We start from the raw sequence: 11,724 nt of genomic DNA, 5'->3' as shown, positions 1-11,724 counted from the left end.
GTTATAGTGAAACGCATAGCGAGCAGATTAAAAAAACAATTTAGTAAGAATGAAGGATTTACTTTAATTGAAATGTTATTAGTATTACTCGTAATTTCGATTTTAATCATCGTTATCATTCCGAATATCGCTAAACAATCTAAGACAGTACAGGCTAAAGGATGTGAAGCTCAAGTAAAGATGGTACAAGGTCAGATTGAGGCATATCGAATTGATACGGGTAAAACACCATCTACAATAAATGAGCTTGTTCCTGAATATTTAAAAGAAAATCAAGTGAAATGTAAAGATGGAGCAGACATAATAATCAATAATGGTGAGGCATCATTAGGTGCTTAGAGCATTTTCATATATAGAAATGCTCATTGTACTAATGATTGTCACCGTAATACTCGCTGTTGTACCTGTAAACAGGTTTAAACTAGATGAAATAAAACATGAAGAGATTAATGATGAAATAATTTCACTACTAAATTACTATCAGACAAAAGCCATTGTATCTAAGGTGAATATCTATGTGTCATTTCCTCCGGGAAGTGACACCATTTATATTAAATCAGCTGCACTCGACATTAATGCTTCCTATCAAATAGATGATGGTTATATTGATCGGCACAATAGTTCGAATAATATGCAGTATTATTTTGATGGGAGAGGGATTAATAAAGGTGGCTCAGTTATTTATCATATAGGCGATAAAAAATATCGTCTAATCTTTCAGATTCATTGGGGGAGAATGAGAATTGAAACGTTATAGTGGTTTTTTATTGATAGATAGCATGCTGGCATTTTCTGTCATCATCCTAATCGTAATGCTGCTACTTCCAATGTACAACGAAATGTCCATGACATATCAGAGGAAGCAAGCTACGCTTGAAAAGATTCGGTTACTGTATATGCATATCGTAATTAGAGAAGGAGAATACACACGTGAAGCAGATACAATCTGTATTAAAGCATCTAAGATATGCCATACGTTCAAATAAAGCATTTACGCTGCTTGAGATGCTTATTAATATGGCTGTAGTTATGATTGTTATATCAATTATACCGATGATCTTAATTCAGATATATCAATTTAACGGACGTTCTACAGATCATCACGATATAAATACGGCTTTATTTTTAAGGGAGATTGCTACTGAACTTAAAAATGCGAAGGACGTTACAGTTAGGGATGGCAAACTTCGAATAGCACTTCGAGCAGATTTGATTACATATGAATGTGTGCACGATCGCATCGTACGAAAAGTAAATGAGGAGGGTTACATCATCATGCTGGAAGGCATTAAGGAAGGAGTCTTTTTTATAGAAGATGAACATCTATACATATCTCTGCAATCAAAAAATGAATCTCTCGCAAAGAAATATCAGGTTCTATAATGGGTTTATAACGCCATATTTACTGATTCTATTATTTTTAACAGTCTTTTTTTTAAGTTATTATAGCAACAGATTCATGTTAAAATTAAAGACAATGGATCATCTTGAACAGTATTATTATGAAGAGATTCTAAAGTCTGTAGAAAAAAGAGGTGTTTAGTTGGCTTATGTACTTGTAGGATTTATGGGTGTTGGAAAAACAACAATCGGTAATTTATTAGCACGAAAGCTTGGGATAAAGTTTGTTGATATCGATGAACAAATTGAATTAGAAATGAATATGAAGATCAAGGATATATTTGACCAGTACGGAGAAACTTACTTCAGAACGTTGGAACATATCGTTTTAAAAAAACACATAAACATGAATATTATATTAGCTACAGGTGGTGGAATTGTCGAAAATCCGAACAATATTTCACTTTTAAAAGAAAATAAAATGAATATATGGGTAGATACGAACATTAACACTGTGTATAATAGAATTATAAATGATGCTAATCGTCCGAATGCGATGAATAGATCATTTGATGCTATTAAAGACTTGTACTTTGGAAGACGTTCACGTTATAATGAAATCGCATACATTAGCGTTAACAATGATGATGAACTGTCAGACTGTGTGCAGGAAATTCACAATTTTATTATTGCGGAAGAAGGAAGTTAGAGAGAATGATAAATCATCGCCGAAGGGGCATCGCTATATTAAACTCTCAGGCAAAAGGATAATTTCCGGACAAACCCTGTAATGAAGCAGGATAGCACTATGCTATGCTGTTTTTATTTTTAACAATTAGGAGGAATATCATGTCAGAATTAAAGAAAACACCACTTTATGAAAAATATCTGGAAGATGGTGCAAAAGTAATTGATTTTTCTGGTTGGGCTTTACCTGTTCAATTTTCTAGCATTAAAGAAGAACATATCACTGTTAGAGAAGGCGTAGGGATGTTTGATGTCAGTCATATGGGTGAAATTATTGTCGAAGGTGAGCATGCACTTGAATATCTTCAGTATGTACTTACAAATGATGCATCTAAAATGACTGATAAAAAAGCTCAGTATACAATGATCTGTAATGAAGATGGTGGTGTCATTGACGACCTTGTTGTATATAAATTAGGAGAGAATAAATACTTACTCGTAGTAAATGCCGGAAATACTGATATTGACTTCGAATGGTTAAAATCACATGAAAAAGATGGTGTAACAATAACGAACGTATCTTCTGAATATGGACAAATTGCAGTACAAGGGCCTAAAACTTTAGAAAAGCTTGCACCTGAAGTTAAGGAAGATATTTCGGAAATGAAATTATTTGAATTTTTAAAAGATGTTGAAATTTTCGGTAAAAACGTAATCTTAAGTCAATCAGGTTACACTGGTGAATATGGCTTTGAAATTTATTGTAAAGCCGAAGATACGGTAGCAATCTGGGAAGCACTGCTTAATTTAGGTGTTACGCCTTGTGGTCTTGGTGCTCGAGACACGTTACGTTTAGAAGCGGCATTACCGCTACACGGACAAGATTTATCAACTGATATAACACCTTATGAAGCTAAGATGGGCTTCAGCGTTAAACTTGATAAAGGCAACTTTATCGGCAAGTCAGTACTTGAAACTCAAAAGTCAGAAGGTGTAAAGCGTAAATCTGCTGGTATTGAACTGTTAGAACGCGGGATTGCACGTACTGACTATGAAGTGTTTGATAATAAGGATAATAAAATCGGTTATGTTACTAGTGGAACGCAATCACCATTAACTGGCCGTTCAATTGCTTTAGCATTAATTGATACAGATTTTACAGCAATTGATACAGAAGTTTATGTACAAGTTCGTAAAAAACGTATTCCAGCAAAAGTTGTTAAAACTCCATTCCATAAAAATTAAGGGGCGAAGAAAATGAGTCATCGTTATATACCATTAACAGAAACTGATAAAAAAGAAATGATGGAGACAATCGGTATCAACTCAGTTGATGAGTTGTTCCAGGATATACCTGAGAAAGTACGTTTCCAGGGCGATTTAAATATCAAGCCACGTAAATCTGAAACTCCGTTACTAAGAGAATTACAGGCGCTTGCAAACAAGAACGTAACGAGTGATACACATGTGTCATTTTTAGGTGCAGGCGTATATGATCATTATATTCCGACAGTGGTAGATCATGTGATTTCACGTAGTGAATTCTATACTGCATATACTCCTTATCAACCTGAAATTTCACAAGGTGAATTACAAGCCATCTTTGAATTCCAGACGATGATTGCAGAACTTACTGGTATGGATTGTGCGAACTCTTCTATGTATGATGGAGGTACATCATTTGCGGAAGCAGCAATGCTTGCATGTGGTCATACGAGAAATAAGAAGATTATTGTTTCAAAAGCAGTGAACGATCAATCACGCGCAGTATTACACACTTACGCAAAAGGTCAACATCTAGAAGTAGTTGAAATTGATGTGAAAGATACCGTTACGGATTTAGATGCTTTAAAAGCAGCAATTGACGAAGATACTGCATGTGTAATGGTGCAATATCCAAACTTCTTCGGAAGTATAGAGGATTTAGAAACAATCAAATCTTTCACTGAAGGCACTAAGGCCTTATTCGTAGTTTCGAGTAATCCGATGAGTCTAGGTCTATTAACACCACCTGGAGAATTCGGGGCAGACTTAGTTGTTGGAGATGCACAAGTATTTGGTATTCCAGCACAACTGGGTGGGCCACACTGTGGTTACTTTGCAGCAACGAAGAAGTTAATGCGTAAAATGCCGGGACGCCTTGTTGGACAGACACAGGATGATGAAGGAAACCGCGGATTTGTATTAACATTACAAGCGCGTGAACAACATATTCGTCGTGATAAAGCAACATCAAATATCTGTTCTAATCAAGCTTTAAATGCTTTAGCTGCGTCAGTTGCAATGAGTGCATTAGGTAAGAATGGCGTCTATGAAATGGCGAACCAGAACTTACAAAAAGCAAATTATATGAAATCACGTATGATTGAAGAAGGATTCGAAGTGCTTGAAGGAACAACATTTAATGAATTCGTAGTGAAATTTAATCATCCGGTTAAAGAGATTAATGAAAAGCTTCTTGATGAAGGTTTTATTGGTGGATATGACTTAGGTCAAGTTGAAGAGACATATCATAACCATATGTTAATTGCAGTAACTGAATTACGTACGAAAGAAGAAATTGATACATTTATCGCGAAAGTAGGTGTGTTCAATGCTTAAAGGAAGCTCTCCGTTAATTTTTGAACGTTCAAAAGAAAATCGTTTCAGCTATTCATTACCAGAATTAGAAGTAGAAAATAAAAAAGTCGAAGATTTATTAGATAGTAAGTTCATCCGTAAAGAACGCCCGATGCTGCCTGAAGTAGCGGAACTAGATTTAATGCGTCATTATACCGAACTTTCAAATAAAAACCATGGTGTAGACTCTGGGTTCTATCCACTAGGTTCTTGTACGATGAAGTACAATCCAAAGATTAATGAAAAAGTCGCACGTATGTCAGGCTTTGCGAACGCTCACCCGCTTCAAGATGAAAAAATAATTCAAGGTTCTTTAGAAGTAATCTACGATTTACAAGAACACTTAAAAGAAATTACAGGTATGGATGAAGTAACGCTTCAACCAGCAGCGGGGGCTCATGGTGAATGGACTGCACTTATGATGATTCGTGCTTACCATGAAGCGAATGGAGACCATAACCGCACAAAAGTCATCGTACCTGACTCAGCACACGGTACTAACCCTGCATCTGCAACAGTTGCTGGCTTTGAAACAGTAACCGTTAAATCAAATGAATTCGGGCTAGTTGATATCGAGGACTTAAAGCGTGTTGTAGGTGATGATACGGCTGCAATCATGTTGACAAACCCAAATACTTTAGGTTTATTCGAAGAAGATATTTTAGAAATCCGTGAAATCGTACATGCTGCCGGCGGTAAATTATACTATGATGGCGCAAACTTAAATGCGATTATGAGTAAAGTACGCCCTGGAGACATGGGATTTGACGCAGTTCACTTGAACTTACATAAAACGTTTACTGGACCTCACGGGGGTGGTGGACCAGGTTCTGGACCAGTGGGTGTGAAAGCAGATCTAGTGCCATTCTTACCAAAACCACATATCATTAAAGGGGAAGATGGTTTTAAATTTGATAACGACCGACCACAATCAATTGGTCGCGTTAAACCTTTCTATGGTAACTTTGGTATCTACTTACGTGCCTATACGTATATTCGTACGATGGGTCCAGATGGTCTGAAAGAAGCTTCAGAAGTTGCAGTGCTAAATGCGAACTACATGATGCGTCGTCTGCAGGATTACTTCGTATTACCATATGACCGTCATTGTAAGCACGAATTCGTAATTAGTGGATCTAAACAGAAGAAACTTGGTGTTAGAACTTTAGATATGGCGAAACGCCTGTTAGACTTCAACTTCCATCCACCAACAATCTACTTCCCGCTTAACGTAGAAGAATGTATGATGATCGAACCGACAGAAACAGAATCAAAAGAAACGCTAGATTCATTCTGTGATACGATGATTCAAATCGCTAAAGAAGCTGAAGAGAATCCGGATATCGTACTAGAAGCACCACATCACACGGTGATCGGTAGATTAGATGAAACATTAGCAGCACGTAAACCGGTTTTAAAGTATGAAGGTTCAAACGAGAAGTAGTATAAAAAAACAAGGTTAAGACGCATGTCTTAACCTTGTTTTATTTTGACTTAATTTTGCCAGTCCAGCCTTTATAGCCATTTTTAAGCATATAGATATCATTATATCCATGCTTCTTCATCATTCGTGCAGCACGATAGCTTGAAATACCGTTCGCATCGACGAAGTAGATGGGCTGATCTTTACGTAGACCTAGCATACGTGTTCTAAATATTGACATCGGAATATTTCTTGCCCCGATGATATGACCATAATCATAGTCAGCCTTCTCGCGTAAATCGATTACTTGTGCTCTTCTTAACCCTTGTTGAAACTCATCTTGACTTAACTCAGTAACAGCTTTACGATTAATAAAGTAATTAACAAGTATATAGATGAATAGTAAGAGAAGAACAATACCTAACACATACCAGAAATTCATACAGGTATTCCTCCTTTTTATTTCATAGATATATTATAGATATAATATACTTTATTTTCAAAGTATTTTTTAAAACTATAGACATACAGTAAAGAGGGTTGCATATGCAGGAAGAATGGTTGTTTATCAATACACACAATAATGATCCATATTATAATATGGCGATGGATGAAGCATTGCTTAACTTAGTAGCACAAGGAAAGCTGCCGCCTGTCATCAGATTCTATGGATGGAATCCGAAAACATTATCGATCGGTTACTTTCAAAAACTAGAAAAAGAAATTGATCTTGATAAAGTGTCTACCGGAGGATACGGACTTGTCAGACGTGCGACAGGTGGACGAGGAGTTCTGCATGATAAAGAACTGACGTACAGTGTGATCGTACCTGAATCTCATCCTATGATGCCGGAGTCGATTACTGCTGCTTATAAAGTGATTTCAACAGGGCTGTTAGAAGGGTTTAAGAATTTAGGGTTCCAGGCGGAATTTTCGGTGCCAAGGACGAAAGAAGATAGAGAACGCCTAAAAGACCCGCGAAGTTCAGTATGTTTCGATGCTTCGAGCTGGTATGAACTAGTTGTTGAAGGCAAAAAGATTGCGGGTAGCGCACAGACCCGTCAAAAAGGAGTGATTCTGCAGCACGGTTCAATATTACAGTCGATTGATGTAGATGAACTGTTTGATTTGTTCATCTTTAGTAGCGAACGACTGAAAGAACGTATGAAACGTAGCTTCTATTCCAAAGCAGTCAGTATAGCTGATCTGACCGATGAAGAGATTACCATTGCAATGATGGAAGAAGCATTTTATGAAGGGTTTGAGAAAGGTCTCGACATTAAGCTCAAGCCTTTTGAAGTAACTGCTGAGATTGAACAGGAAGTTTCTGTACTAATAGAAAAATATAGAAGTGAAGAATGGTTAAAAAGAAGGTAAGCGCATGCGCTTACCTACTCAATTGTTAATTTGTCAAATGCATCTATCGCATCGTGAAGCATCGCTTTACCTTGCGTTATTTTTTTTGTATCAGATGTTTCGTAGCCATTATGGATTAAACTGAACGCCTTATCAAATTTATGGTTCGCATCATTAACCTGGCGATGCACACCTGTAAATGTTGAGGGGGGTTCGCTATTTTTAAATACATGATTATATTGCTGGATTGTGCCTTTGACGTCGGATTTAATTGTGCTTAGTGTTTCTTTTATCTGGATATCATTCTGTTCTGAAAGCTTACTTTCAATCGTTGAAAAATCTTTAATCGCTAAGGCAAGTGAAGCTGCATAAGAATTAAAGTGCGTTGTATATTCATGATTAGCCATCTGCATGCTCCCTTGCAGCTGTTTTAATTCATTGTCAGTAGCATTTAAAGTGTTTTGCTTGGTGATTAAATCTGTTTTTTGATCTTCGATTTTTGATTTTAGTACTTTAATTTCCTTATTTAAGTCCTTGGATTTTTCGGTTAGGTCAGTTTCAGCACCTCCGCCACAGGCAGTAAGTGTTATAGTAGAAGTCATTATTAATGATAATATTTTGAATTTTTTCATTTTTTACTCCTCGAATGATTCGTTTTTCTAAATACTATGGTAACATGTATATATTCAGAAAATATAGTCAAAATACATATACTAAGGAGAAAAAGATGAAAATAGAAAAAGTCAGACATTTATTAGAAGAAAAGCAGCTGGACGCAGTCGTAGTCCTTTCACCACATAACAGAAGATATTTATCTGGATTCACAGGCAGTAGTGCAGGCTTGATCATCAGTAAGGAAAGAAACATACTCGTTACAGATTTCAGATACATAGAACAAGCAACGAAACAGGCACAATCTTTTGAAATCGTAAAACAAAAAACATCTTTACTAAATATGATAACTGAAGTAATTAAAGAGTTAGAATTAAAGACAGTAGGATTTGAAGGGAATCTTGTCACTTACCAAGAGTACATGCAGCTTGCAACAGGTGCAGAGCTTATTGATGTTACTGGTGAAATTGAAAAGATTAGAATGATAAAAGAACCATTTGAAATCGAGCAGATACAAAAAGCTGCGGATATCGCAGACGCTACGTTTGATTATATTTTAAAGATTACAAAACCTGGTGTAACTGAAATGTATCTAAATAATGAGATGGAGATGAAGATGAGAGCATTAGGTGCTACAAGTTCTTCTTTTGAAACAATTGTCGCATCAGGCATCAGAGGTGCATTACCACACGGTGTTGCAAGTAATAAAGTGATTGAATCTGGTGAAATGATTACATTTGATTATGGTGCACTTTATGAAGGTTATATTTCGGATATTACACGAACAATTGCAGTCGGAGAGCCACAAGACGAGATGGTTAAAATCTATAACATTGTTTTAGAATCGCAGCTTAAAGCACTTGACGAAATTAAACCTGGAATGACTGGCGTTGAAGCGGATAAAATTGCGAGAGACGTGATTGCAGGATATGGTTATGGAGACGCATTTGGCCATAGTCTTGGACACGGCATTGGACTTGAAGTGCATGAAAACCCTATGCTTTCACAACGTTCTCCTCATACTTTGGAAGAAAATATGTGTGTAACGCTTGAACCCGGAATCTATGTGCCAGGTTTAGGTGGCGTTCGTATAGAAGATGATGTTTTAGTCACTAAAAATGGTCTAAAGCGCTTTACACATTCCACAAAAGACCTTATTATTTTATAGTAGGTATATTGAGGAGGAAAATTCATGATTTCAGTAAATGATTTTAAGACAGGTTTAACAATCGAAGTAGATAATGGTATATGGCGTGTTATTGAATTCCAGCACGTTAAACCGGGAAAAGGTGCTGCATTTGTACGTTCAAAGCTAAGAAATTTAAGAACAGGTGCAATCCAGGAAAAGACATTCCGTGCAGGAGAAAAAGTCGGAAAAGCTCAAATTGACAACAAACGCATGCAGTATTTATATGCTTCAGGCGATCAGCATGTATTTATGGATACTGAATCATATGAACAGATTGAATTATCTGAGGATACAATTGAATATGAATTAAAGTTCCTGAAAGAAAATATGGAAGTTCATATCCAGATGTATGAAGGGGAAACTTTAGGTGTTGAATTACCGAATACAGTGACGCTTCAAGTTACTGAGACTGAACCTGGTATTAAAGGTGATACAGCTCAAGGTGCGACGAAAGCTGCTACTGTTGAAACTGGATACACATTAAACGTACCTTTATTTGTTAATGAAGGGGATACATTAATTATCAACACAACAGATGGTTCTTACGTATCTCGAGGATAATTTTTATGAAAGACATGTTTTTATACATGTCTTTTTTATTTTTATTGTTGAATTGGTCAGACCACTAGTTTACAATTGATTAGTAGCTAGTCTTAAAACTATGTATAAAGGAGTATCTTATGAATCTTGAACATATAAAATTACTGATTGATATGGTCGATAGATCAGAAATCACTGAATTTAATTATGAAGATAAAGAATTGAAGGTTGTATTGAAGAAAGAAAAAGAAAAGGTGGCAGCACCTGTAAAGCAACTGACACAGGAGCAAATTCAAGTTAAAGAGATAACTACGACTGAAGAACATAATGAAGATACTATTACGATTAATGCGCCTATGGTTGGAACATTTTATAAATCTCCATCCCCTGAAGCGGATCCTTATGTTAAGGTAGGGGATAAGGTGACGAATGATAGTATTGTGTGCATTTTAGAAGCGATGAAACTGTTCAATGAAATTCAAGCTGAAGTAAGTGGAGAAATCATTGAAATTTTAGTTGAAGATGGTCAGCTGGTAGAATATGGTCAGCCCCTCTTCAAGGTGAAGTGATATGAAGAAGGTATTAGTGGCAAATCGAGGAGAGATAGCGGTACGTATCATTCGAGCACTTAAAGATTTAGGAATCCAGTCCGTTGCTATCTATTCAGAAGCTGATAGAGATGCACTACATACACAGCTTGCTGATGAAGCATATTGTGTAGGTCCGAAACAGTCTAAAGACTCTTATTTGAATATCCCGAACATACTGATGATTGCGAGTAGTACAGGATGTGATGGGATTCATCCAGGTTATGGATTTCTAGCAGAGAATGCACGGTTTGCTGAAATGTGTGAGGCATGCCAAATTAAGTTTATCGGCCCAAGTCATCAATCAATCAGTAAGATGGGAATTAAAGACGTTGCTAAAAAAGAGATGATAAAAGCTGGTGTTCCAGTGGTGCCTGGGAGCGATGGGTTACTGGAAGATGTTGAAAGTGCGCTAAAACTTGCTGAAACCATGAGTTATCCGGTCATAATTAAAGCGACTGCTGGCGGTGGTGGCAAAGGCATACGTGTTGCCAGGAATGAGCAGGAGTTAAGAGATGGCTATCGTATGACAGAACAGGAGGCAGAAACTGCATTCGGGAATAATGGTTTATACTTAGAAAAGTTTATAGAAAATTTCCGTCATGTAGAAATTCAAGTCCTTGCGGATCAATACGGCAATACACTGCATTTCGGGGAACGTGACTGTACGATACAGCGTCGTATGCAGAAACTCGTCGAAGAAAGTCCTTCGCCATATATTGATGAAGCTACGCGATATGCGATGGGTCAGGCAGCAATTAATGCAGCTAAAGCTGTTAACTATGAAGGTGCCGGAACTGTTGAATTTATATATGATATAGATACGAAGCAATTTTATTTCATGGAGATGAACACGCGTATTCAAGTTGAGCATCCAGTTACAGAAATGGTGACAGCGACAGATCTTGTTAGATGGCAGATAAAAATTGCGAGTGGTGAAAAACTTACGATGACACAAGAAGAGATAAAGGTTAACGGTCATGCGATTGAATTTAGAATCAACGCAGAAAATCCATATCATAATTTTATGCCTTCTCCAGGGTTAATTACCCAGTATATTGCTCCTGGGGGTTATGGTGTCAGAGTAGATTCGGCATGTTACACAAACTACAGCATTCCACCTTTTTATGATTCGATGGTTGCCAAGCTTATCGTTCATGATAAAGACCGAGAAACTGCACTAAACTCAGCGTATCGAGCGCTCTCAGAATTTATTATATTAGGTATAGATACAACGATTCCATTCCATATGGCATTAATTCAGAATGAAACATTTCGTTCAAATGACTACAACACTAAATTTCTTGAAGACAACAATATATTGTCAGATTAAAAACGCGTTTAGCGTTTTTTAATTTCTGTTTTTATTT

Annotated in this window: 15 protein-coding genes and 1 riboswitch; of the genes, 13 read left to right on the top strand and 2 right to left on the bottom strand. The window is 36.7% G+C overall.

The features are described 5' to 3' along the window. Positions 1-6: 6 nt before the first annotated feature. The 8 genes from comGC (at position 7) to gcvPB (ending at position 6,091) form a co-directional block, all read left to right on the top strand. A complete protein-coding gene (gene comGC, locus ACZ2V4_RS02325; protein ID WP_413474514.1) occupies positions 7-339 on the top strand; it encodes a competence type IV pilus major pilin ComGC in 333 nt (110 codons plus the stop codon). Then, positions 332-757, top strand: coding sequence for a competence type IV pilus minor pilin ComGD (gene comGD / locus ACZ2V4_RS02320; RefSeq protein ID WP_101037039.1), 426 nt, complete (start codon positions 332-334; stop codon positions 755-757). The genes comGC and comGD overlap by 8 nt, the downstream gene beginning before the upstream one ends. Next, positions 744-986, top strand: coding sequence for a hypothetical protein (locus tag ACZ2V4_RS02315; RefSeq protein WP_419894979.1), 243 nt, complete (start codon positions 744-746; stop codon positions 984-986). The genes comGD and ACZ2V4_RS02315 overlap by 14 nt, the downstream gene beginning before the upstream one ends. Further along, positions 931-1,383: a competence type IV pilus minor pilin ComGF gene (gene comGF, locus ACZ2V4_RS02310; RefSeq protein ID WP_490514467.1), complete on the top strand. Its 453-nt coding sequence runs from the start codon at positions 931-933 to the stop codon at positions 1,381-1,383. Before ACZ2V4_RS02315 ends, comGF begins: the two co-directional genes overlap by 56 nt. A 160-nt stretch (positions 1,384-1,543) precedes the next feature. Further along, positions 1,544-2,050, top strand: a complete 507-nt coding sequence (locus ACZ2V4_RS02305; RefSeq protein ID WP_219491935.1) for a shikimate kinase — start codon at positions 1,544-1,546, stop codon at positions 2,048-2,050. Beyond that, positions 2,037-2,122: riboswitch (glycine riboswitch) on the top strand. Its footprint overlaps the gene before it by 14 nt. A 65-nt stretch (positions 2,123-2,187) precedes the next feature. After that, a complete protein-coding gene (gene gcvT / locus ACZ2V4_RS02300; RefSeq protein WP_219494831.1) occupies positions 2,188-3,273 on the top strand; it encodes a glycine cleavage system aminomethyltransferase GcvT in 1,086 nt (361 codons plus the stop codon). A gap of 12 nt (positions 3,274-3,285) precedes the next feature. Further along, positions 3,286-4,629 carry an aminomethyl-transferring glycine dehydrogenase subunit GcvPA gene (gene gcvPA / locus ACZ2V4_RS02295; RefSeq protein WP_219491932.1) on the top strand — a complete coding sequence of 448 codons (1,344 nt, stop codon included), beginning with the start codon at positions 3,286-3,288 and terminating at the stop codon, positions 4,627-4,629. Next, the gene (gcvPB, locus tag ACZ2V4_RS02290; protein ID WP_490514466.1) at positions 4,622-6,091 is read left to right on the top strand and encodes an aminomethyl-transferring glycine dehydrogenase subunit GcvPB; all 1,470 of its coding nucleotides are present in this window, start codon (positions 4,622-4,624) and stop codon (positions 6,089-6,091) included. Before gcvPA ends, gcvPB begins: the two co-directional genes overlap by 8 nt. A 40-nt stretch (positions 6,092-6,131) precedes the next feature. On the opposite strand, the gene ACZ2V4_RS02285 is transcribed toward gcvPB, so the two are convergent. Further along, positions 6,132-6,512 carry a rhodanese-like domain-containing protein gene (locus ACZ2V4_RS02285; protein ID WP_099483037.1) on the bottom strand — a complete coding sequence of 127 codons (381 nt, stop codon included), beginning with the start codon at positions 6,510-6,512 and terminating at the stop codon, positions 6,132-6,134. 104 nt (positions 6,513-6,616) lie between these two features. Here ACZ2V4_RS02285 and ACZ2V4_RS02280 point away from each other — a divergent pair, with 104 nt between their 5' ends. Then, a complete protein-coding gene (locus ACZ2V4_RS02280; RefSeq protein WP_219491928.1) occupies positions 6,617-7,447 on the top strand; it encodes a lipoate--protein ligase family protein in 831 nt (276 codons plus the stop codon). Positions 7,448-7,461: 14 nt separating this feature from the next. Here ACZ2V4_RS02280 and ACZ2V4_RS02275 read toward each other — a convergent pair whose 3' ends face one another. Continuing rightward, on the bottom strand, positions 7,462-8,058 hold the full coding sequence (locus ACZ2V4_RS02275; protein ID WP_490514465.1) for a hypothetical protein: 597 nt from the start codon (positions 8,056-8,058) through the stop codon (positions 7,462-7,464). 95 nt (positions 8,059-8,153) lie between these two features. On the opposite strand from ACZ2V4_RS02275, the gene ACZ2V4_RS02270 reads away from it, so the two are divergent. From ACZ2V4_RS02270 to accC, 4 genes are all read left to right on the top strand, one after another. Then, positions 8,154-9,206, top strand: a complete 1,053-nt coding sequence (locus ACZ2V4_RS02270; protein WP_219491924.1) for a M24 family metallopeptidase — start codon at positions 8,154-8,156, stop codon at positions 9,204-9,206. A gap of 24 nt (positions 9,207-9,230) precedes the next feature. Then, positions 9,231-9,788: an elongation factor P gene (efp, locus tag ACZ2V4_RS02265; protein ID WP_012657079.1), complete on the top strand. Its 558-nt coding sequence runs from the start codon at positions 9,231-9,233 to the stop codon at positions 9,786-9,788. 119 nt (positions 9,789-9,907) lie between these two features. Next, a complete protein-coding gene (gene accB, locus ACZ2V4_RS02260) occupies positions 9,908-10,336 on the top strand; it encodes an acetyl-CoA carboxylase biotin carboxyl carrier protein (RefSeq protein WP_219491922.1) in 429 nt (142 codons plus the stop codon). A gap of 1 nt (position 10,337) precedes the next feature. Beyond that, a complete protein-coding gene (gene accC, locus ACZ2V4_RS02255) occupies positions 10,338-11,687 on the top strand; it encodes an acetyl-CoA carboxylase biotin carboxylase subunit (protein ID WP_490514464.1) in 1,350 nt (449 codons plus the stop codon). Positions 11,688-11,724: the final 37 nt, after the last annotated feature.

Source organism: Macrococcus sp. CoH-51_TC_04, from assembly GCF_058188655.1.
Note: the sequence above shows the minus strand (reverse complement) of the source record. Positions and strands in the feature narration are given on the sequence as shown.

What these genes read in the sequence shown, in the direction of transcription:
- gcvPB (WP_490514466.1), top strand. Translation starts at nt 4,622, where the DNA reads ATGCTTAAAGGAAGCTCTCCGTTAATTTTTGAACGTTCAAAAGAAAAT.
- accB (WP_219491922.1), top strand. Translation starts at nt 9,908, where the DNA reads ATGAATCTTGAACATATAAAATTACTGATTGATATGGTCGATAGATCA.
- efp (WP_012657079.1), top strand. Translation starts at nt 9,231, where the DNA reads ATGATTTCAGTAAATGATTTTAAGACAGGTTTAACAATCGAAGTAGAT.
- ACZ2V4_RS02275 (WP_490514465.1), bottom strand. Translation starts at nt 8,058, where the DNA reads ATGAAAAAATTCAAAATATTATCATTAATAATGACTTCTACTATAACA.
- accC (WP_490514464.1), top strand. Translation starts at nt 10,338, where the DNA reads ATGAAGAAGGTATTAGTGGCAAATCGAGGAGAGATAGCGGTACGTATC.
- ACZ2V4_RS02285 (WP_099483037.1), bottom strand. Translation starts at nt 6,512, where the DNA reads ATGAATTTCTGGTATGTGTTAGGTATTGTTCTTCTCTTACTATTCATC.
- ACZ2V4_RS02270 (WP_219491924.1), top strand. Translation starts at nt 8,154, where the DNA reads ATGAAAATAGAAAAAGTCAGACATTTATTAGAAGAAAAGCAGCTGGAC.
- gcvPA (WP_219491932.1), top strand. Translation starts at nt 3,286, where the DNA reads ATGAGTCATCGTTATATACCATTAACAGAAACTGATAAAAAAGAAATG.
- ACZ2V4_RS02280 (WP_219491928.1), top strand. Translation starts at nt 6,617, where the DNA reads ATGCAGGAAGAATGGTTGTTTATCAATACACACAATAATGATCCATAT.